This is a genomic window from Streptomyces sp. ISL-43 (genome assembly GCF_018614195.1).
Lineage (GTDB): Bacteria > Actinomycetota > Actinomycetes > Streptomycetales > Streptomycetaceae > Streptomyces.
Map to the genome: position 1 here is coordinate 411,008 of NZ_JAGGOT010000002.1, position 19,222 is coordinate 430,229.

At 71.2% G+C, this 19,222-nt stretch carries 24 protein-coding genes and 1 pseudogene; 5 read left to right on the top strand and 20 right to left on the bottom strand.

Translation table 11 applies throughout. The features are described 5' to 3' along the window. Positions 1–10: 10 nt before the first annotated feature. The gene (locus J7F03_RS02620; protein WP_214946949.1) at positions 11–541 is read left to right on the top strand and encodes a GNAT family N-acetyltransferase; all 531 of its coding nucleotides are present in this window, start codon (positions 11–13) and stop codon (positions 539–541) included. 84 nt (positions 542–625) lie between these two features. Here J7F03_RS02620 and J7F03_RS02625 read toward each other — a convergent pair whose 3' ends face one another. From J7F03_RS02625 to J7F03_RS02695, 15 genes are all read right to left on the bottom strand, one after another. Continuing rightward, positions 626–1,537, bottom strand: coding sequence for a glutaminase (locus J7F03_RS02625; protein WP_214946950.1), 912 nt, complete (start codon positions 1,535–1,537; stop codon positions 626–628). A 6-nt stretch (positions 1,538–1,543) separates the two neighbouring features. Next, positions 1,544–2,236: a demethylmenaquinone methyltransferase gene (locus tag J7F03_RS02630; protein WP_214946951.1), complete on the bottom strand. Its 693-nt coding sequence runs from the start codon at positions 2,234–2,236 to the stop codon at positions 1,544–1,546. Positions 2,237–2,369: 133 nt separating this feature from the next. Further along, positions 2,370–3,023, bottom strand: coding sequence for a hypothetical protein (locus J7F03_RS02635; protein WP_214946952.1), 654 nt, complete (start codon positions 3,021–3,023; stop codon positions 2,370–2,372). A gap of 7 nt (positions 3,024–3,030) precedes the next feature. Beyond that, the gene (gene mqnC / locus J7F03_RS02640) at positions 3,031–4,230 is read right to left on the bottom strand and encodes a cyclic dehypoxanthinyl futalosine synthase (protein ID WP_214946953.1); all 1,200 of its coding nucleotides are present in this window, start codon (positions 4,228–4,230) and stop codon (positions 3,031–3,033) included. Between the two features lie 106 nt (positions 4,231–4,336). Further along, positions 4,337–5,083 (bottom strand): A24 family peptidase, encoded by a 747-nt coding sequence (locus J7F03_RS02645; RefSeq protein WP_214946954.1) that lies wholly within the window; start codon positions 5,081–5,083, stop codon positions 4,337–4,339. A gap of 2 nt (positions 5,084–5,085) precedes the next feature. Continuing rightward, entirely contained in the window at positions 5,086–8,049 is a 2,964-nt protein-coding gene (locus tag J7F03_RS02650) for a BTAD domain-containing putative transcriptional regulator (RefSeq protein WP_214946955.1), read from the bottom strand. 51 nt (positions 8,050–8,100) lie between these two features. Then, a complete protein-coding gene (locus J7F03_RS02655) occupies positions 8,101–8,562 on the bottom strand; it encodes a Tad domain-containing protein (protein ID WP_214946956.1) in 462 nt (153 codons plus the stop codon). Beyond that, a complete protein-coding gene (locus J7F03_RS02660; RefSeq protein ID WP_214946957.1) occupies positions 8,559–9,005 on the bottom strand; it encodes a TadE/TadG family type IV pilus assembly protein in 447 nt (148 codons plus the stop codon). The genes J7F03_RS02655 and J7F03_RS02660 overlap by 4 nt, the downstream gene beginning before the upstream one ends. A 7-nt stretch (positions 9,006–9,012) precedes the next feature. After that, positions 9,013–9,390: a TadE family protein gene (locus J7F03_RS02665; protein ID WP_214946999.1), complete on the bottom strand. Its 378-nt coding sequence runs from the start codon at positions 9,388–9,390 to the stop codon at positions 9,013–9,015. A gap of 103 nt (positions 9,391–9,493) precedes the next feature. Continuing rightward, positions 9,494–9,742 (bottom strand): hypothetical protein, encoded by a 249-nt coding sequence (locus tag J7F03_RS02670; RefSeq protein WP_214946958.1) that lies wholly within the window; start codon positions 9,740–9,742, stop codon positions 9,494–9,496. A gap of 47 nt (positions 9,743–9,789) precedes the next feature. Further along, positions 9,790–10,725 (bottom strand): type II secretion system F family protein, encoded by a 936-nt coding sequence (locus J7F03_RS02675; RefSeq protein WP_214946959.1) that lies wholly within the window; start codon positions 10,723–10,725, stop codon positions 9,790–9,792. Then, positions 10,722–11,663 carry a type II secretion system F family protein gene (locus J7F03_RS02680; protein WP_214946960.1) on the bottom strand — a complete coding sequence of 314 codons (942 nt, stop codon included), beginning with the start codon at positions 11,661–11,663 and terminating at the stop codon, positions 10,722–10,724. The genes J7F03_RS02675 and J7F03_RS02680 overlap by 4 nt, the downstream gene beginning before the upstream one ends. 7 nt (positions 11,664–11,670) lie before the next feature. Further along, a complete protein-coding gene (locus tag J7F03_RS02685) occupies positions 11,671–12,978 on the bottom strand; it encodes a CpaF family protein (RefSeq protein WP_214946961.1) in 1,308 nt (435 codons plus the stop codon). After that, positions 12,975–13,820 (bottom strand): hypothetical protein, encoded by an 846-nt coding sequence (locus tag J7F03_RS02690; RefSeq protein WP_214946962.1) that lies wholly within the window; start codon positions 13,818–13,820, stop codon positions 12,975–12,977. The genes J7F03_RS02685 and J7F03_RS02690 overlap by 4 nt, the downstream gene beginning before the upstream one ends. Positions 13,821–13,848: 28 nt before the next feature. Next, a complete protein-coding gene (locus J7F03_RS02695) occupies positions 13,849–14,556 on the bottom strand; it encodes a hypothetical protein (RefSeq protein ID WP_214946963.1) in 708 nt (235 codons plus the stop codon). Positions 14,557–14,807: 251 nt separating this feature from the next. On the opposite strand from J7F03_RS02695, the gene J7F03_RS02700 reads away from it, so the two are divergent. From J7F03_RS02700 to J7F03_RS02710, 3 genes are all read left to right on the top strand, one after another. Then, the gene (locus J7F03_RS02700) at positions 14,808–15,170 is read left to right on the top strand and encodes a hypothetical protein (RefSeq protein ID WP_214946964.1); all 363 of its coding nucleotides are present in this window, start codon (positions 14,808–14,810) and stop codon (positions 15,168–15,170) included. A 45-nt stretch (positions 15,171–15,215) separates the two neighbouring features. Beyond that, positions 15,216–15,866: a hypothetical protein gene (locus tag J7F03_RS02705; protein WP_214946965.1), complete on the top strand. Its 651-nt coding sequence runs from the start codon at positions 15,216–15,218 to the stop codon at positions 15,864–15,866. 68 nt (positions 15,867–15,934) lie between these two features. Next, entirely contained in the window at positions 15,935–16,900 is a 966-nt protein-coding gene (locus J7F03_RS02710; protein WP_251071247.1) for a hypothetical protein, read from the top strand. 55 nt (positions 16,901–16,955) lie between these two features. Here the strand turns inward: J7F03_RS02710 and J7F03_RS40700 are convergent, their stop codons facing one another. The 3 genes from J7F03_RS40700 to J7F03_RS02720 form a co-directional block, all read right to left on the bottom strand. Continuing rightward, positions 16,956–17,186 (bottom strand): hypothetical protein, encoded by a 231-nt coding sequence (locus J7F03_RS40700; protein ID WP_251071248.1) that lies wholly within the window; start codon positions 17,184–17,186, stop codon positions 16,956–16,958. Continuing rightward, positions 17,183–17,689, bottom strand: a complete 507-nt coding sequence (locus tag J7F03_RS02715; RefSeq protein ID WP_251071249.1) for a hypothetical protein — start codon at positions 17,687–17,689, stop codon at positions 17,183–17,185. Before J7F03_RS02715 ends, J7F03_RS40700 begins: the two co-directional genes overlap by 4 nt. Before the next feature lie 94 nt (positions 17,690–17,783). Beyond that, positions 17,784–18,374: a hypothetical protein gene (locus J7F03_RS02720; RefSeq protein ID WP_214946966.1), complete on the bottom strand. Its 591-nt coding sequence runs from the start codon at positions 18,372–18,374 to the stop codon at positions 17,784–17,786. A gap of 159 nt (positions 18,375–18,533) precedes the next feature. Here J7F03_RS02720 and J7F03_RS41870 point away from each other — a divergent pair, with 159 nt between their 5' ends. Next, the gene (locus tag J7F03_RS41870; RefSeq protein ID WP_285440374.1) at positions 18,534–18,656 is read left to right on the top strand and encodes a hypothetical protein; all 123 of its coding nucleotides are present in this window, start codon (positions 18,534–18,536) and stop codon (positions 18,654–18,656) included. A gap of 74 nt (positions 18,657–18,730) precedes the next feature. Here J7F03_RS41870 and J7F03_RS02725 read toward each other — a convergent pair whose 3' ends face one another. Both J7F03_RS02725 and J7F03_RS02730 read right to left on the bottom strand, forming a co-directional pair. Further along, positions 18,731–18,928 carry a hypothetical protein gene (locus J7F03_RS02725; RefSeq protein WP_214946967.1) on the bottom strand — a complete coding sequence of 66 codons (198 nt, stop codon included), beginning with the start codon at positions 18,926–18,928 and terminating at the stop codon, positions 18,731–18,733. Further along, a pseudogene (locus J7F03_RS02730) lies at positions 18,925–19,222 on the bottom strand (mucin-2); the annotation flags it as partial. The pseudogene J7F03_RS02730 and the gene J7F03_RS02725, both read right to left, overlap by 4 nt.

Consider the following 19,222-nt stretch of genomic DNA (forward strand, 5'->3'; position numbering starts at 1 on the left):
GGCTGCCCTGATGACCACCTCGCCGACCCGGCCACTGCCCACCGTCCAGCTCCGTGTGCCCACGGACGAGGACGCGCGCGCCTGGCACGGCGTCTTCGACGACGCCGAGGTCATGGAGTTCCTCGGCGGACCGGCCGAGCTGTCCGCGTACGAGGAGTTCACCGCGCGCCAGCGCATGCACGACGCGCAGCTCGGCTACTGCCTGTGGACGCTGCTGGACGACGAGGGCGAGGTCCTCGGCTTCACGGGGGCCCAGCCGTGGCCCGCGGCGAAGGAGTGGGGGCCGGTCGGGGAGATCGAGATCGGCTGGCGGCTGGGGCGGGCGGCGTGGGGGCAGGGCTACGCGTACGCCGCTGCGCTGGCGACGCTGGAGCGGGTGCGGAAGGCGGGGCTTTCGCGGGTGGTGGCGATGATCGATGACTCCAACGTCCGGTCGATCGCGGTGGCGGAGCGGCTGGGGATGGACCTGGAGGAGCGGTTCCCGCTGCCGAGCGGGACCCGGTACGGGCGGCGCTACGTCCTTTCCCTGCGGGACGAGTAGGCGGCCGCTGCGCGGGCTCGTCCCCTACCCGCCCTTCCACCGTTCCCCGGGCTGTGATGGGCCGGCGCCGGGGGCCGGTGCGGGTCAGAAGACCGAAAGGCCGGTCAAGGTGGTGAAGCGGTCCAAGGCGGCGACGGCGGCGACCGAGTTGCCCTGGGGGTCCAGGCCGGGGCTCCAGGCGGCCAGGGTGCACGCGCCGGGAACCACCGCCACGATTCCGCCGCCGACGCCGCTCTTGCCCGGCAGGCCGACGCGGTAGGCGAACTCCCCCGCCGCGTCGTAGGTCCCGCACGTCAGCATGACCGCGTTGATCTGCTTCGCCTCGCTGCGGGTCAGCAGCCGCGTGCCGTCCGCGCGCAGGCCGTGCCGGGCCAGGAAGCGGCCGGCGCGCGCGAGGTCCGCGCAGGACATCTCGATCGAGCACTGCCAGAAGTAGTGCTCCAGCAGGGCCGGCACCGGGTTGTCCAGGTTGCCGTAGCTCGCCATGAAGTGGGCGAGCGCGGCGTTGCGGTCGCCGTGCTCGGATTCGGAGGCGGCGACCTCCGCGTCGAAGCCGAGGTCAGGGTTCAGGCTCTCCTCCTGCAGGAAGCGCAGCAGTTCGCTGCTCGCGTCGCCCGTCAGCGTCTGGAGCCGGTCGGTGACGACGAGCGCGCCCGCGTTGATGAACGGGTTGCGCGGGATGCCGTTCTCGTACTCCAGCTGCACCAGGGAGTTGAAGGGATTGCCGGAGGGTTCCCGGCCCACCCGCTCCCACAGGCTGTCGCCGCCTTCGGCGAGCGCGAGGGCCAGCGCGAAGACCTTGGTGATGGACTGGGCGGAGAAGGGGGTGCGCCAGTCCCCGACTCCGAAGACGTTGCCGTCGAGGTCGGCGACGGCCATCCCGAACTGCCGCGGGTCCACGGACGCCAGCGCCGGGATGTACTCGGCGGGCGTCCCGCTGCCGACCAGCGGGGCGATGTCCTTCGCGACCTGTTCCAGCAGCGCCTGGTAGTCCACGGCGAACTACTCCTTGGTACCGCGGTGCAGGGCCACGATGCCGCCGCTCAGGTTGCGCCAGGCGACCTTGGACCAGCCGGCCTTCTGCAGCAGCGCGGCCAGCGCCGGCTGGTCGGGCCAGGCGCGGATGGAGTCGGCGAGGTACACGTACGCGTCCGGGTTGGAGGAGACCGCGCGGGCCACCGGCGGCATCGCGCGCATCAGGTACTCGGTGTACACGGTCCGGAAGGGCGCCCAGGTGGGCTGCGAGAACTCGCAGATCACGACCTGGCCGCCGGGCTTCGTGACCCGGTACAGCTCGCGCAGGGCGGCGTCGGTGTCCTGGACGTTGCGCAGGCCGAAGGAGATGGTGACCGAGTCGAAGACGCCGTCCTTGAACGGGAGCTTCGTCGCGTCGCCGGCGGTGAGCGGGAGCCAGGGGTTGCGCTTCTTGCCCTCGCGGAGCATGCCGAGGGAGAAGTCGCAGGGGACGACGTACGCGCCGGTCGCGGCGAAGGGCAGCGAGGACGTGGCCGTCCCGGCGGCCAGGTCCAGGACCAGGTGCCCGGGGCGCGCTCCGACCGCCTTGGCGACCTCCTTGCGCCACAGGCGGGCCTGCCCGAGGGAGAGGACGTCGTTGGTGAGGTCGTAGTTCGCCGCCACGCCGTCGAACATGGAGGCGACTTCGTGCGGCTGCTTGTCCAGGGAAGCGGTGGTCACTGGCGTTGGCCCCTCGGGTCTCTGCGGTGCGGTACGGGTGCGGTGCACGGCGGATCGGTGCGCGGCACCGCTGGTGCGTCGTGCGTGCTCTGCGGGTACCCGGCCATTCTCGCAGGCCGCACCCGCCGTCCGCTCAGCGGCGGCGGTGCAGCAGCCGCCCGCCGATGACCGTGGCCACGCAGCTGGTCGGGCCCTGCTCGAACAGCTCCGCCGGGCCGGCCACCGCGAAGGCCGCGAAGCGGGCCGGGGCGCCGGGCTCCAGGACCCCGTGGAAGGCCTGCTCGGCCGAGTCCCGCCCGGCGAAGGGGTTCAGTCCGGCCGGGCCCTCGTAGGGGGTGGGCGGCAGGATGGTGAGGCCGGAGCGGGCCACCGCGGTCCGTACGGACGGGACGGTGATGCGCCCGGTCAGCGCGACCACCCCGCGGGCGAGGAGCTTCTGCGTGCCGCGCCGGGCGCTGTTGCCCCAGCGGGCTTCGGTCATCTTCAGGCCGGCCAGTGCCTCGGCGCCGCTGATCGGCTCGGCCCCGAGCTCGGTGATCTCGTAAGGGTCGTCCGGGTAGTACGTGCGCTCCAGCAGCTCGTCGCCGCCGCGCACCAGCAGCCCCGGGGTCAGCACCCCGGGCCAGCTGCGGGCCCGCGCGTGCGGGTAGGCGGCGGCGAGCTCCTGGTACGGGCCCACCCGGGCGATCCGGTCGCCCTCGACCAGGACCGCGCCGCCGGGAAGCGGCGCGGATCCGGGACCGGTGAGGCCGGTGACGAGGAGTTCTGCGGTGTGGATCGTCAGCACGGGCGCGTCAGTTCGAGGAGATGAGCTTCAGCTCGGGGTGGGCGGTGCCGCCCTCGATGGCGGTGGAGGAGATGTGCGAGACGACGCGGTCGTCGACCGGGTCGTTCGCCGGGTCGTCGTGCACGAGGAGGTGCTCGTACGTCGTCGCGCGCTGGGCCGGGGTGCGGCCCGCCTTGCGGATCAGGTCGATGATCTCCATGCGGTTGGAGCGGTGCTTGGCACCGGCCGAGGAGACGACGTTCTCCTCGAGCATGATCGAGCCGAGGTCGTCGGCGCCGTAGTGCAGGGAGAGCTGGCCCGCCTCCTTGCCGACGGTGAGCCAGGAGCCCTGGATGTGGGCGATGTTGTCGAGGAACAGGCGCGCGATGGCGATCATGCGCAGGTACTCGAAGACGGTCGCCTGGGTGCGGCCCTTGAGGTGGTTGTTCTCGGGCTGGTAGGTGTACGGGATGAAGGCGCGGAAGCCGCCCGTACGGTCCTGGGTGTCCCGGATCATCGCGATGTGCTCGATGCGCTCGGCGTTGGTCTCGCCGGTGCCCATCAGCATGGTGGAGGTGGATTCCACGCCCAGCTTGTGGGCGATCTCCATGATCTCCAGCCAGCGTTCGCCGGACTCCTTCAGCGGGGCGATCGCCTTGCGCGGCCGCTCCGGCAGCAGTTCGGCGCCGGCGCCCGCGAAGGAGTCGAGGCCGGCCGCGTGGATCCGGCTGATGGCCTCTTCGGCGGAGACGCCGGAGATGCGGGCCATGTGCTCGACCTCGGACGCGCCGAGGGAGTGGATGACCAGCTGCGGGTAGGCCTGCTTGATGGCGGAGAAGTGCTCTTCGTAGTACTCGACGCCGTAGTCCGGGTGGTGCCCGCCCTGGAACATGATCTGCGTGCCGCCCAGCTCGACGGTCTCCGCGCAGCGGCGCAGGATGTCCTCGAGGTCGCGGGACCATCCCTTCTTCGCGTCCTTGGGGGCCGCGTAGAAGGCGCAGAACTTGCACGCCGTCACACACACGTTGGTGTAGTTGATGTTGCGCTCGATGATGTACGTCGCGATGTGCTCGGTACCGGCGTAGCGCAGGCGGCGCGCGGCGTCGGCGGCTTGGCCGAGCGCGTGCAGCGGTGCGTGGCGGTAGAGGTCGAGTGCCTCTTCCTTGGTGATCCGGCCCCCAGCGGCGGCTCGGTCGAGGACAGACTGGAGAGCGGCCTGGTCGGTCACCGGTGCGTCACCTTTCGGCTGTGTCGTTCGGCTGTGTCAAGGGTCCGGACCGATCCAGCCTACGCCAGGGTCATGACCACTTCCGGGACACCCCTGGAGATCGCGCTCAGCCGAGTCCGCCGTACACCACCGCGGCCAGCGCACCGGCGAGCATGAAGGGGCCGAAGGGCATCGCGGTCCTGCGGCCCGCACGGCGCAGCAGGATCAGGACGAGCCCGTGGACCGCGCCCGCGAGGAAGGCCGCGAAGGTCCCCAGGAACAGGACGGGCCAGCCGTACCAGCCCATGACCTGGCCGAGCGTGAGCGCGAGTTTGACGTCCCCGAACCCCATGCCGCGGGGGTTGATCAGGAAGAGCACCAGGTAGCAGCCGCCGAGGGCCGGGCCGCCGAGCAGAGCGGTCGGCCAGGAGCCCGCCGCCCCGGGAAGGAGCACGGCCAGGCCGAGGCCGGCCGCCGTCAGCGCGGCGAGCGGCAGGGTCAGTACGTCGGGCAGCCGGAACACGGCCGCGTCGACGAAGGCCAGCAGGACGCCGAACGGCGCGAAGGCCAGCCACACGAACAGCTCGGGGCGGCCCCCGACGGCCGCGGCGAGCGCCCCGCAGGCCGCGGCCGTCACGAGTACGGGCGGCAGCGCGGGCCGGTAGGCCCCGGCGGCCCCGCCGCACGGCACGCAGACCGCGCGACCCAGCCAGCCCCCGGCCGGGCCCGTCAGCGGGTGCCCGGCCGGGCACCCCGTACGCCACGCGTCGTCCCGTTCGACGGCGAGCCGGTAGGCGGCACGCGGTACGAGGAAGCCGGAGGCGACGCCCCACACGGCGGCGCCGGCCACGACCAGGGCCTGCGTGACGTCCAACGTCAGCTCGCCGTCGCGCTGTCGCCGCGCCAGGTCGGCAGGAGCTCGTCGAGGAGGGCCGCCGTGCGCGGGGGCAGGCCGCGACCGCCGCCGAGTTCGCCGGCGCGCGTGGTCAACGTGGCGGCGAGCGCCGCCAGGCGTCCCGTGTCGCCGGTGGCGTGGGTGGCCCGGAGCATCTCGTTCCACAGCCGCTCGTCGGCGGGCGACAGCGTCATGGCGGTGGAGAGCGCGCCGATGGCCTGCTCGGGCCGGTCCTTTCCGAGCTGGTGCTCGGACAGGGTCAGGGCGACCTCGGTGACGAGCAGGGGCAGTTGCGCGTCGATGATCTCGTGGGAGAGCCACCTGTACCGCCCCGCGGGCCGGTCCGGGAGCAGGTCTCCCCGTACGAGGCCCAGCGCGTCGGTGAGCAGCCGCTCGCGGATGCCCGCGTTCCGGGCTCCGCGGCCCTGCGTCGCCTCGTAGTGCAGCGACCGCAGCACGTCGAGGTCGGAGACGACGGACGGGGCCAGGGTGAGCCGGCCGGCCGCGCCCGCGCGCAGCCTCGGGGTGCCGTCCGGTTCGGTGCCGAGCCACTCCCCCAGCCGCTCGATGAGCGCGTCACGGACGTCATCGGTCACGCCCCGCGGCCACAGCGCGGCGGCGAGCACCCTCGGGTTGACCCCCTCGCGGTGCAGCAGGCACATGGCGAGCGCCTCGGTCATCAGCGCGGCGCGGTCGGGATCCGGGGTGCCGAGGCCGATGAGCTCGACCGGGCCGATGATCCGGGCGTAGACCGCCGGGCGGCCCTGCTCGGTGACGTCGACGAGGAAGGGCGGGGCGCCCGGGTCCGGGTCGTGGCCGATCTCGCCGTCGGCGTCCCGGAAGAGCTGTACGACGGCTTCGTGCTGGGCCCGGGGCAGCGTCTGGGCTTGGAGTTCGAGGCCCAGCACCGGGGCGAGCAGCCGGCCGTCGGAGGTGGCCTCCAACTCCCAGACCGCGCCGGGAAGGTTCTGCGTCGGCGTACCGAGGAGGTATCCGATGCCGAGGCGGGCCGCGTCGGCGCCGAGTGCGGCGAGCGCGGAGGCCTGGGCCTCGGTCGGCTCGGCGGCGAGCAGCACGAAGTGCGGCGCCCACCGGTTGTCCTGCGCGTGGCCGGTGCGCCCGGTCAGGACGGAGTCGTGGCCCGCCGCGCCCAGTGCACCGGCCCGCTGGCGGGTCTCGGCCTCCATGACGGGCAGCAGGTCGTCGATCTCGGGCAGGTGGTGCAGCCGGGTGGGTGCGAGGGCCGTGAGCTCCTCGCCGAAGCCGACCAGGGTGATCGTCAGGCGGTCGGACCAGCCGTTGGTCGCGAGTTCGGCGGCGATCGAGGACATGACCGCCGACCGGTCCGCCGGAGCGCCGGTCAGGGCGACCACGCCCGGTACGGCCTCCAGGTTCAGCAGCAGGCGGTTCCCGCCCAGCGTGCCGATGCTGACCAGACCGGGGTAGGGGGCCGCGCTGTCGCCGGCCGGGGCGGCCTCGGCGGCCGCCGGGTCCAGGCGCCAGACCGTCTGGTCCTGGCCGTACTGCCACGGCGCAGGCGGGGCGGCCTCCCCGTCGCCGAGCTGGAGGTGGATCTCGCCGCCGGCGAGCCAGGCCGCGTACACGGTCGGCAGCGGGCGGGAGGCGGCGGTGAGTGCCGCGGACAGGCCGCGCAGGGAGCGGTCGAGGCGGCGTACGGCATCGGGGTCCGCGCCGACGAACAACGCGTCCTGCACGTTGGCCGCTTCGCCCGTGGGGACGGGCGGGGGCGTGGCGCCGCGGCCCGTGAGGGTGCCCATCGCGGACTGCCACAGGGCGGTGCGGCGACGGCGGCCGAGGGCGGCCAGCAGTCCCGCGGCCAGCAGCGGGGACGCGAGGAGGGCCTCGGGGAGGCCGAAGGAGGAGTCGTCGGCGTCCGCCGCCTGCGCCTGGGCGCCGGCTTCGGCGGCGGAGGCGTGCGCGGCGTCGGCGGGGCCGGCCGTGGCCGCGGACCTGTCCTGGGTGGCCCAGTCCCGGGGGAGGACGAACTGTGTGGTGTCCGTGTCCACGGCACCCGTGGAGGCGGCCGCGCCCCCCTTGGCCGTGTTGCCCGTGGCCTGCGCGTGGTCGCCGCTCCGGGAGTACTCCACGATCTGCTCGCGCACCTTCTCGGACACCTTCGGCGCCTCGTCCGGCATCTCCACGAGATCACCGCCGTACGCGTCGGCGGGCATCTCCATGATCCAGCCGGGCCGGATCAGGCTGGCCTTCGAGAGCTTCTCGCCGTCCGGCTGGACGCGGTCCTTGTTGAGCTCGTAGATCTCGGAGTAGCGCCGGCCGTCGCCCAGATGCCGCTCGGAGATCTCCCACAGCGAGTCGTGGTGGCGGCCTTCCGGAGGCTGGATCCGGTAGAACTTCGTCCCGTCCTCCCTGGCCTGCTCGGCCGCCTGCCGGTCGGACTCCGCCTGTTCCGCGGCCCGGTCCTGGGCCGCCTGCTGTGCCTGCTGTCCGGGGGTCTGCTGGGCGGAGGCCGCCACACCCGGCCGGGGCTGGTCCTCGAGCGACTGGCCCAGCTGTGAGAGACCGGGGGCGAAGCTCGCCGCTCCGGCGGTCACCAGCAGCAGGGCCGCGACGAGTTGCCGGGCGAGGGCCTGGCTCGCCCCGGCGGCGGGGACCCGCGTGGGCATCCCGAAACCGGAGACGGCGGCCTTGACCTCGACGAGGACGCACGCGGTGAACTGGGCCCAGGCCAGCCACACGACCGCGGTCAGCACGTAGATGAAGGTCTTGACCGTGATCTGCTGGCGGAGCATGTCCAGCGAGGGCACCTCGTCCGGCAGCGGCCAGCCGACCTGGGACGCGAGCGCCACCGGGACGCCGAGCACGAGCACGGCCAGCGCGAGGAACGCGAGGAACGCCTTGACGAAATCGCCGAAGGTCCGCCGCGGTCTCGGTGCGGCGCTCGTACGGGGGGTGCTGCGTGCCATGGCGGCTTCCTGTGTGGAGAGGGCGGTGGGGCGGAACGGGGGTCGCGCGGGCTATCCGGTCACGGACTCGGCGACCGCTCTGCCGCGTACCGTGACCGGTCCGCGGTGGTACAGGCCGAGCACGGGCTTGTAGGTCAGCTGGATCTCGACCTGGACCTGCCGCGCGCTGGCCGAGACACAGTAGGACGCGTTGACGTCCGGGAGCGCCATCTTCGACTCTTCCGCGAAGCGACGGACCCGGCGGTCGCAGTTCTGGAAGTTGATCGGGGCACCGCCCGAACCCGCGTACAGGGCGGCCCGGTCGATGTCCTGCGCCGCGAACCGGGCGGCCTGCTCGGCGATGTCCGCGGCTCGTTCCCGCTGGGAGATCGCCATGCCGCCGTCGACCACGAAGGCGGCCAGGGCCAGGAAGAGGATGCTGAAGATGATCAGCGCGCCGGCGCCGGAACCGCGGTCGTCCAGCTCCGCACCGCGCGCCTTCAGCCGGGCCTTCAGCCCGTCCGGCCCGCTCATGCCGCCCTCCGGTAGCGGTCGAGCGACGAGGTGGCGTTGCCGCTGATCCTGGTCGGGACGTCGAGTCCGAGCATGCGCAGGCCGCGGATCTCGCAGCTGACCTCCACGGTGAAGAACCCGCCGGGGTCGAAGCCCGCGCTCGTCTTGCGCACCGTCACCGGACCCGAGCACACGTCGCTCAGGTCGGCCTCCGCGGCCTTGACCGCTTCGGCCATCGCGATGTCCCGGTTCTTCTGGATGGAGCCGGCCCGGGCCGCGTCGCGCGCGGCGCCGTCGACCGCGCCGCGACCCTGTGCGAGCTGGCCGAAGGCGACGAGGACCAGGATGAAGAGGAAGAAGACGGGGGCGATGATGACCACCTCGATGGTGGAGATCCCACGCTCGTCGGACCTGCCGTCGCGTGCCCACTGCTCGCGTGCCCACTGCCGTATCCGAAGACTCATCGGACCGTCACCCCCCGTCCCGTACGAACCGCTCGACCGGCCCGCTCGACTGCGCGTGGACCGTCAGATCGAGGCCCGGCACGATGCTGGGCACTTGCGCCGTGATCTCGACGCGCACCGTGTTCGCCGTCGGCTGGTCGACCACGACGTCGGGCCGGAGCACCAACTGCGGCCCCAGCTGCTGGATGTAGCTGTCCACGGTGTCACGCGCCTTGCCCCTCCAGGCACCCGGATTGGCGTCCGCCGAGGCCCGGGCCTCGCGCGCGCCGGCCTGGGCCGCGGCCTGCGCCACCTGGTCCGCGAAGGAGTACATGGCGAACTGCACCGCCGCGAAGATCATGAAGAACAGCAGCGGTGTGAGGAAGACGAACTCGATCGCGGTCATGCCGGAGTCACCGCGGGCGGAGGCGGCCTCCACCCTGCGGCGTACGGCGCTGCGAAGTCGGGCAGCGCGGCCGTTCACGACATCGGTCACCGGGAACGTACGGCTACTTGCAGGTGCCGGACTGGTTGGCGCCCGCGATGCAGTTGCCGACCTTCGTGGCCCCCGTGCTGAGCGCGGCGTTGATGATCGCCGCGACGACGCCGACGATCGCCACGACGACCGCCGAGATGATCACCCATTCGACGGCCGAAGCGCCGCGGTCCAGCTCACCGGACCGGGCGCGCTGCACCCGGCCCTGCAGGAACGTGATCAGGAAGTCGACGGCCGGGTGGCTTTTGCGGAAGCCGTTCATGTGGGGAGATCCTCTCGGAGATGGGAATCGGGACTGGTTCGGGAGGGTCAGGCGCCCTGGAAGACGCGCACTGCCGCCGGGAAGATGAGGAAGACCAGGAAGCCGGCGCAGAGCAGGAGTTGGGCCACGAGCATCGACTGCGACTTCTCGCCGGCGCTGCCCTCGATCTCGGCCATCTCCCGGTGGCGCATCGTTTCGGCGCGGGAGGCCAGGGACTCGCGGACCTTCGCGCCGTCCTCCGCGACGAGGCCGAGCGCGCTCGCCAGGTCCTTGAGTTCCTCCACGCCCAGCTCTTCGCCGAGCATGCCGAGCGCCTGCCACTGGCTGGTGCCGGTGATCCGGGCGTCCGCCAGGGTGTTGCGGATGCGCCGCAGGGCCCAGCCGTCACTGACCTCGGCGGCCGCCATCAGCGCCTCCGGCAGGCCGCGGCCGCCCGCCAGGTTCATCGCGACCAGGTCGAGATAGGCGCCGATGACGCGTCGCAGGTCACGGCGCTTGTCCGCCGCGTCCCGCCGTACCTCCAGGTCGGGGAGGAAGAAGAAGACGGCGCCGCAGACCAGGGCCATCCAGAGCGGGATGACCGCTCCGCTGCCGATGCCGAGGGTCCAGACGATCGCGAAGAGGAACGGGCCGAAGAAGAGCCCCACCGTACCCAGCAGGATCTTCGTCGCCAGGAAGTTCTCCCAGCTGCGCTCCAGGACGTTCAGGTCGGCCCGCAGCGAGCGCTGTTCCCAGCCCTGCTGCCGGTAGAGGTCGGCGACCCGGACGCCGATGCCGGCGCGGAGGCTGCCGAGCCGGCCGGAGTCCGCCTCCTGCGAGACCACGCGGCCGGGCGACTCGTACAGGGCGCCGCGCGCCCGCATCGCGTCGATCCGGGCCACGGTCGCCACCGCGCCGGACTTGGAGGGCACCAGGGCCCGGACGAGCGCGTAGACGCCGAGACCGAGGATCGCCCCGATCACGATCGGAAGGGTGAGGCTCACCTCGGACCGACCTCCTCGTGTTCGGACGGGGGCTGTGCGAAGCGCACCGGCTGGGCGTCGCGGACCAGGAAGCGCTCGGGCGTCTCGATGGTGGACAGCTTGCGCAGCCACCAGAAGCCCAGGGCGAAGAGGCCGCACACGCAGGCCAGGACGGCCTGGCCGATCGGCGAGTTGTACGGCGACACGAAGTCCGGATTGAAGATCGACAGGCCGAGGACGAAGGCCACGCTGACGCCGACGACGATCTGCACGCTGCGCCGGGTGCTGGAGCGCTGGGCCATCACGCGCTGGCGCATGTCGACCTCCTCGCGCGCGGACTTGGCGAGCGCGCCCAGGACCTGCCGCAGACCGGGGCCGCGGAGCCGGGCGTTGAGGATCAGCGCGGCGACGATGATGTCGGCGGACGCGTCGTCGATCTCGTCGGCGAGGTGCTGCAGCGCGTCCGGCAGCGGCATGCGGGCCCGCAGCCTGTCGACCAGGGTCTCCAGGTGAGGTCGCAGGGCCGGAGCCGCGGCGCGGGCCGAGGCGGGGATGGCCTGCTCCAGGCCGACCGCGCCCGCGATGGTGTCGCGCAGCGACTCGGTCCAGGCCGCGAGGGCCTCGACGCGGCGCATCGCGGCACGTTCCTCGGCGGCGCCGCCGAAGAGGCGCTCCCAGAAGAACACGAGCACGCCGGTGGCGATGCCGGCCACCGCCCACCGGGTCAGCAGCAGGATGACGAGGCCGGTACCGATCGCGATGGAGCCGCGACGGCCGGCGAACCGGGCCAGCTCGGCGAGACGCTCGCGCGAATTGGCCCGCTCGTGCTCCGGTTTGACGGGCAGCCCCCGGATCGCGGCCGTGAGCAGGGCGAGCCCGCCACCGACCACGAGGCCGCACAGCAGCGCGTACAGGACGGGCAGCGAGAAGATGCCGCCCATGGAGGTGATGCCGTTCATGTCCGCCTCACCCCCAGGATCCGCTGGGGCGGTAGCCGAAGGGAACGAGCTCCTCGATGCAGGAGATCGGAGCGTGCGGGACGACCCGGCCGTCGGTGGTCTCCGCGAAGACCTCGCTGGAGAGCACGCGGCCGTCGACCCCGTTCACCTCTCGTACGGAGGTGACGACGCGGCGGAGCGTGCCGCCGCTCTGGAAGGCGTTGCGGCGCTCGACGAAGACCACGAAGTTGATGGCTCCGGCGACCAGCATCTGGCTGGCCTCGATGGGCAGCCGTTCGGCGGCCTGCAGCGCGTAGGTGGAGATACGGCTGAAGACCTCGCTGGAGCTGTTGGCGTGGATCGTGGAGAGGGAGCCGTCGTTGCCCTGGGACATCGCGTTGAGCATGGTGACGATCTCGTCGCCGAGCACCTCGCCGACGATGACCCGGGAGGGGTTCATACGCAGCGAGCGGCGCACCAGCTCGGACATCATGATGGCGCCCTGGCCCTCGGAGTTGGGCAGCCGCTCCTCGAAGGCCACGACGTTGGGGTGCAGCTCCGCGAACGTGTCGAGGCCGAGCTCCAGGGCCCGTTCCACCGTGATCAGGCGTTCGTGTTGCGGGATCTCGTTGGCGAGCGCGCGCAGCAGCGTGGTCTTGCCGGCGTTGGTCGCGCCGGCGATCATGATGTTCTTGCGGGCGCGGACGGCGCAGGACAGGAAGTGGCCGAGCTCCGGGGTGAGGGTTCCGTTGCCCACCATGTCCGACATGAAGACCTTGCCCATGCGGGACCGGCGGATCGACAGCGACGGCCGTCGCGTCACGTCCATGACCGCCGACAGGCGGGAGCCGTCGGGCAGTCGCAGGTCGAGCTGCGGGTTGGCGGAGTCGAAGGGGCGCGAGGAGAGGCCGGAGTAGGCGCCGAGGACCTGGATGAGTTCGACGAGCTCCTCGTCGGTCTCGGCCACCGGGTCGGCCCGGACCTCGCTGCCGTTCGCGTACCCGACGAACACCTGGTCACAGCCGTTGATGTCGATGTTCTCGACTTCGGGGTCGTCGAGCAGCGGCTGCAGCCGGCCGACCCCGAAGAGCGCGGCGTGCACGGCGGCCGCGAACTGCTCCTCGGTCTCGGCGTCGAAGGGGGTGCGGCCCGCGTTGATCTCGCCGCGGGCGTAGTCCTCCAGGATCTGGGCGATGACGGCGCGGGCGTACTGCCGCTCGTCCTCCCCGGACATCTGCATGAGGCCCGACAGCTGGTCCACGCGGCGCTGTTCGGCGATCCGGTCGCCGGCCTCCTGCCGGAAGCGCTTGACGAGCTGATGGTCCACCGCGCTCATCGGGCCATGCCCGGTGCCGCGCCCGACGGACCCTGGGGAGCGGCCCACACGGCGCCGTACTGCTGGTTCAGATCGAAGGAGACCTGCCGGGCGGACCGGATCAGCAGGGACTTGTCCAGTCGGCCCCGCCGGCGCCCGGCCAACTGGTCCGCCCCCTGCGGGTCGTACGCGAGGGAGCCGACCACGCGGATGCCCGAGTGCGAGGCGACCAGCATGTCGTTGACCTGGCCGACCACCCTGGCGGAGTCCTTGGGGTCGGCCACCAGCAGTACTCCGATCAGCGGGGTGCCGAGCTGTCCGGCGCCGCGCTGGGAGCCGTGCAGCCGGGCGGACAGCGCGAGGGCCCTGTCCCGTACCCGGGCGATGCTCTCGGGCTGCGTTCGGCCGACCAGCAGCACCAGGCTGGCATGGGCGAAGAGCTCCAGCGCGGGGCCGTCGCCGCCGATCCGGCCGCAGTCGGCGATGACGTCGGCGGGCGCGTGCGGGGACTCGGCGAGCGAGGCGAACGCCCGGCCGAGCAGCGGCCACTGGCCGACGAGGCCGGCGGACTGCTCGGACGAACCGATGCCGACGAGTACGTCGAGGCCGCCGGACATCGTCTGCGCGTGGTCCCAGAGCTGGTCCGGGGCGAGGCCGCGACGCGCGGTCGCGGCGATCGACAGCATGCCGGAGTTGGGGTTGAGCGGTCCCCCGTGGGAGGCCGCGCCGCGGTATACGAGGTCGCCGCCGGCGGGGTCCGCCTCCGCGAGCAGCGTGCGCCGCGGCCAGACGGCCGCGAGCGCGACCGCCGCGGTGGTCACACCGGGTGACCCCTTGTCGGCGGCGAGTGCGATGAGCGCCATGTCTTCTGCTTTCCTGTGCGCCCGTGAATCAGCCGGAGGCCGACGGGATCAGCACCAACGAGACCTGGCCGGCCGCGGCCGCCTGGGTCAGTGGCGCGATCTCATTGGCGCTGACCATGACGGTGACGGGCAGATTGCCGCTGCCGATGGTCTTGCCGTCGCCGACGAAGACGTCGTTGACCTTGGCGTCACGCACGAGCAGCGTGTTGGCCTCGGCCGCGCCGTTGCCCGCGGGCTTGGTGGCGTCGGCGCTCACCCGGTAGGCGGCGACGTGATCGCCGGCCTTGAGCCCGGAGGGGTACTGGCCGTCCTTGAGGGAGAGGCCGACGTAGGCCTTCCCGTCCGGCAGGCCCTTGCCCTCCGAGAACATCTCGCCGATCGCGACGGTGCCCTTGACCAGGGAGTTCTTGGCCTGGAGCGCCTTCAGCGCCTCCCGCTGCTCCCACCGGACGTAGTGGACGGCGGGGTCGTCCGCCACCAGCACGGGCGTCATGGTGTCGTCACTCACGGACTTGCCCGCGGGGACGTCCGCCGAGATCCGGACGACCTCGATCCGCTCACCGGCCCGCAGGACGAGCACGGTGGCCCCGAGGGCACCGACGAGGATGAGCAGAACCGCCAACGCGGCCAGCGCGGGCTTGCGTTCCCGCCCCGAGGAGGGCAGACGCTCACCAACGCCCTGGGCGGACCCGGAACCCCTGTGGCTCGCCCCACCCGAACGTTCCTGGACCTTCACTCCACCGCTCCCCAGTGCACTACCACAGACAAAATCGGTCATTCTCTAACAGAACAAAGCCTGTTGGAGACTTTACCGAACCATAGAAAAAGTAAGCTGATCGCACGGTAGCAGTAGCACATAAGCGCCTCAAGGCGAGTCCGCCCCAGCGGGACCCAGCGGCGCATAAATGAGTACGCGTACTCAGACGGCGCCCCCTCCCGACCGGGAGGATGGTCCCCGAACAGCCCGCCAGCCGGAGGGAACCCGCGATGCACACCCCACCACCCGGCCCGCCCCGGCCGCCCACCCGCCCCCACGGAGCCTGGTACGCCGCCCCGGCGGCACTGCTGCTCGCCGCCCTCGCCCTCACGGGTATCGGTGTGACCACGGGCCTGGTGCTCACCGCGGGCAAGCACTTCGTGTGCGACGCCACCACCGAATGCGCGAAGACCCCGTACGAGCCGGGCTACGCCGATCCCGCTTGGCCGCACTGGCCCTTCATCGCCGCGGCGGTGTGCGCGTGCGTCGCAGGCGTCACATTCGCCGCAACCCTCCTCGCCCGGCGGCGCAGCAGCCTATCGAACGGGATCCAATCCCCTTCGCCCTGGCGAAACCATTCACCGCGCGGGTAGCGTCAGACAGCTTCAGATGACCCTCGCCCCACCAGGAGCCGCCCAGTGAACCGCCGCACTTTGCCCGTTGCAGTCGCCGCCGCGGCAACTGTCTCCCTTCTCCTAACCGCATGCGGCGGAGGCGACGACAAGACCAACGACAAGATCGCGGGCTCGGAACAGAGCGCGCCGCCGTCGGCGTCGGCGTCGCCGAGCGCGAGCCCGTCGGACGTGACGGGGCGCCCGAAGATCACGCTGCCGGCGGACTTCAAGAACGAGTTCGAGGGCTGGACCACCGGCGACCCCGTGAAGGACGCCGTACTGACCGACGTCACTCACCGCATCAACGCCACCGACGCGGCTATCGCCAGCGACGAACCCGCCTCTCCCGCCATCCCCTTCTACTACCAGCGCGACGCATTGATCGGCGCCGACAAGTGGATCGCCGACTACAAGAAGGACGGCCTGACCGTCACCGGGACGATGCGCTTCTTCAGCCCGAAGATCGAGGTCTTCAGCGCGAGGTCCGCCGCCGTCACCTACTGCTCTGACGACACCAAAGCATTCAACAAGGACAGAAAAACGGGCAAGGTCGACATGAGTGCATCGAGCAGCCCCTATGTCACCTACAGCACCGCGCTGGAGAAGAACGACAAGGGGATCTGGCAGACCACTCGGCTCGACTCGAAGAGGGGGGACAAGACATGCGCGCCGTGACCGATGTCGGCCGGCGGGTGATGGTGGCAATGACAGCCACGACGGTGGCTCTCATACCAACCGCCGCGATGGCCGGGACTGAACGACCTGGCGGCGGCGATCAGGGCGGGACCCAGACGGGTGGCGGGCAGAGCGCCGGAAAGCTCACGTCGTTCGTCCAGACCACAGGTGACAAGAGGGAGCCGGGCGCCAAAAGCGAAGGCTTCACCGCCGAAGGCAACTGGACCCCGCCCGCCTGCTGGTACGAGCCTCGCTCGCCCGAGCAGCTCAAGGCGTACATCGAAGCCGTCTACAACGAGACGGCGAACACGCCCGGCCAACTGCCCCACGCGGGGGCAGCCGTCGCTCAGTTCAAGCAAATATACGAGGACGGCGAGTACAAGAACTACAACCTCGACAAGGCTGGTCAGGGCGCCTTCTGGGTGGGCGTCCGGGCAGAGGGGCGCGAGCTCGAACCCGCCGCCCAGGCATGCAATGACCTGCCCCGCTGGGTCGACAACGGAGCTGCGCCACCCCAGAACGCCATCACGCCCGAAATGCTGGGGCGGATCGCCTACGGCGAGATCAACCTGCCGCAAACCAAGGTCAGCCTGGCTCCGGCCGGTAACACCAAGGTCAACCTCGGCACTTGGGCCTGGCTCGACAAGGGCGTCTTCAACGACAAGAGCGTCACTGCCACGCTCAACGCGGGTGGCGTGACCATTTCGGCGACCGCCACCGCCAGACCCGCGTCCGTCCGCCTGAAGCCCGGGACTCAGGACGCCACGCTCCACCCCGGCTCCGGTGAGTGCGCGTTCAACCCCGGCGGCGGGGCCGGCGTTCCGTTCGCCGCGGGCTCCGAGAACCAGACCCCGCCCTGCGGGATCACCTACCTGCGCTCCTCCGGGAACGGCACGTTCCCGCTGCAGGCCTCCGTCACCTGGAATGCCGGCTGGACCGGCAGCAACGGCCAGCGAGGCGGCCTCCCCTCGGGCGCCATGGAGGGCGAGCCCCAGAACGTGACGGTCCAGGAGATCCAGGCCGTCAACCGCTGACGACGCGACTGCCGCCGCCCCCCAGGGACACCCTGGCGGGCAGCGGCACTGCCGTTCAGCCGAGTTCCGAGCCCTCCGGCAGGAGGTCGGCGATCATCTGCCACAGCTCCTTGGCGTTGGTCCGGCGGACCCGCAGCGGGCTCTCCAGGGTGACGTCACCCTCGCGTACGGGCTCCACAGGCAGCTCGCGGACCCAGTAGCCCTCCAGCCCGCAGTCCCAGACCGCCAGACCCGTGAAGGTCGGCTCGGGGTTCTCGACGTGGGCGTTCTTCCACACCACCGTCATCCGCCACATGCAGTTGAGCTGCGCGAGCACCTCGACCAGGCGCTCGGGGGCGCCGGTCTCCGCCGCGACCTCCTCAGTGTCACGACGCCCTGGCTGGCCTCCATGCGCACCATCAACGCGTCGAGCCCACCGGTGGTCGCGGTGATCACCTCGGCGAGGTCGGCGCCCTCCAGGATGTCGCCGTGCAGGTCGACGCTCCGGGCAAGGGCCGGCACGAGCAGGGGCGCCTCGACGGGGACGTACTCGGACTCTTCCTCGCCGGGCCAGCCCTCGTGCACGAAGACGAAGTCGTTGCCGATCACCGCGCCGCTCTCCAGGACGCCCTGGGGGCCGGTTATCTCCGTACGGACGATCACACCCGGCTCCAGCAGCGTGGACACGAGCGGGTAGAGCTCGCCCGTGAGGAGGCCATCGGCGTCGACCATGCTGGCTGCCCGGAGTTCGGCCAGCGCCGTTTCGAGCTCGGCGGGCACCGCCTCCTCCTCGACGAGGAGGCCGAGCACGCTGATGTGGGAATCGGCGAGGCGCAGTCGACGGCGCGCGGCGTCAAGCGAAGGGCATTTTTAATTCCTTTGATACAAAGACAGTTTGGATAGCTCAGAAATCCGGCAGATCCGCCCGGCTCAGCATTCGCCCGGGCAGGGAGTACAAAGCGCCACCGAAAGTGAGGTTGCGGGTGTACATGCTCTGCAGCGCGATCGCGAGAGCGACGTCGACATTGTCGATGTTTCCCTGCGCGACGCCAGAGATCTTCCTGGGGTGTCTCCACTCGGAACGAGTCGTGGTGATGCTGGCGCCGTCGCGCAGGAGCACGTGCTGACGCTTTCCGGCGAGCACCTGGTAGCGGTAGTCGCGCCCCCACACGTTGATGTGCAGGGCGCGTCCGCGCCGGGTCAGGGCCAGGCGGCGTCGCTTGAACAGCGCCGGCCACTCATTGACGTTCAACTGCATATCGGCCATCCGCAGGTAGTTGCGGAATCCTATGGAGATGTAGGTGACGGCCGGGAAATTCTCGCCCCAGGCAGCTCCGAGGAGCAAGTTGGCATCACGGTCGACCCGCTGCATCGGAAACTTCAGCTCGATGGATCCGAATCCGGGCACGGATCCTGACCATGCATGGGTGGACGCCTTGTAGACGAGCTCCTCGGTGGCGCCCGCGTAGGAAAGTTCAAATGAGATGCTATGCATTCGGCGCCCCTCGGTCGAATGGGTCGATTTAGTGGTCCGCCCGCCCGCGGCTCCGGCTCGGCCGGGCCACGGTCCGGGAAAACGGAGTCACATCACGTCGAACCTACTGAAGAACTGCCCTGGCCGGGAATGCGCCCCCGAGAGCCGCAGGTTGCGCGTGTGGACGCCTTCCAGCATGGCGGCCAGGGCGACATCGAGCCCGTCGACCTGCCCCTGCGCGGTGCCGGGAACGTCGGCGGAACGGGCCCGAAGCCGCCACCGCGCCGGACCATGAACAGGTGAGCCCGGCAGAGTGGTGCGTGTTGTCGCAGGCCACGTCTGCGAGCTCGATGCGTACGGTGCCCTTTCGGCGACTCTCAGTCGAACGGGTTGTATTTGCTCACCAGATTCTTGGCGCCGTCGGCAAGTTTGCCCGCCCCTTTCTTGATCGCGTCATTCGCCCTATCCACTCCGTCCGCGACCTTCCCGCCGAACTCTGCTATTTTCTCCCGGTTGTCCCAGATCGAGAGCCCGGCATAGACCGCTCCGGTGACCACTGCCGCACCGATCGTCATCGGGTTGGGGGAATCATCGCCGCTGTCATCGAGGCGTTGAATGCCACGCCCGAGACCTGCTTCGCGTAGCCGAGCTTGTCCGCCTTGAAGGCCTCGACCGGATTGCCCTTCTGGTACAGCTCGTAAGCCCCCCATCCGGTTGCGGCGACACTGCCCACGATGCCGGTCGCGCGCCAGAAGCCCGCCGTATGCAGGGAAGTCCCGGCTCCCGTAGCGAACTTCGACAACACGCCGCCATTGACCTGGCGCCCGCGTTCGTCCCGACCTTTGGCGGTCAGCAGGCCGAGGCCGCCG

Excerpts from the sequence above, each read along its gene's own strand:
- J7F03_RS02700 (WP_214946964.1), top strand. The coding sequence starts at position 14,808 with ATGCACACCCCACCACCCGGCCCGCCCCGGCCGCCCACCCGCCCCCAC.
- J7F03_RS02685 (WP_214946961.1), bottom strand. The coding sequence starts at position 12,978 with ATGAGCGCGGTGGACCATCAGCTCGTCAAGCGCTTCCGGCAGGAGGCC.
- J7F03_RS02725 (WP_214946967.1), bottom strand. The coding sequence starts at position 18,928 with ATGACGATCGGTGCGGCAGTGGTCACCGGAGCGGTCTATGCCGGGCTC.
- J7F03_RS02680 (WP_214946960.1), bottom strand. The coding sequence starts at position 11,663 with ATGAACGGCATCACCTCCATGGGCGGCATCTTCTCGCTGCCCGTCCTG.
- J7F03_RS40700 (WP_251071248.1), bottom strand. The coding sequence starts at position 17,186 with ATGACGGTGGTGTGGAAGAACGCCCACGTCGAGAACCCCGAGCCGACC.
- J7F03_RS02690 (WP_214946962.1), bottom strand. The coding sequence starts at position 13,820 with ATGGCGCTCATCGCACTCGCCGCCGACAAGGGGTCACCCGGTGTGACC.
- J7F03_RS02660 (WP_214946957.1), bottom strand. The coding sequence starts at position 9,005 with ATGAGTCTTCGGATACGGCAGTGGGCACGCGAGCAGTGGGCACGCGAC.
- J7F03_RS02710 (WP_251071247.1), top strand. The coding sequence starts at position 15,935 with ATGGCCGGGACTGAACGACCTGGCGGCGGCGATCAGGGCGGGACCCAG.
- J7F03_RS02720 (WP_214946966.1), bottom strand. The coding sequence starts at position 18,374 with ATGCATAGCATCTCATTTGAACTTTCCTACGCGGGCGCCACCGAGGAG.
- J7F03_RS02670 (WP_214946958.1), bottom strand. The coding sequence starts at position 9,742 with ATGAACGGCTTCCGCAAAAGCCACCCGGCCGTCGACTTCCTGATCACG.
- J7F03_RS02655 (WP_214946956.1), bottom strand. The coding sequence starts at position 8,562 with ATGAGCGGGCCGGACGGGCTGAAGGCCCGGCTGAAGGCGCGCGGTGCG.
- J7F03_RS02665 (WP_214946999.1), bottom strand. The coding sequence starts at position 9,390 with ATGACCGCGATCGAGTTCGTCTTCCTCACACCGCTGCTGTTCTTCATG.
- J7F03_RS02620 (WP_214946949.1), top strand. The coding sequence starts at position 11 with ATGACCACCTCGCCGACCCGGCCACTGCCCACCGTCCAGCTCCGTGTG.
- J7F03_RS02650 (WP_214946955.1), bottom strand. The coding sequence starts at position 8,049 with ATGGCACGCAGCACCCCCCGTACGAGCGCCGCACCGAGACCGCGGCGG.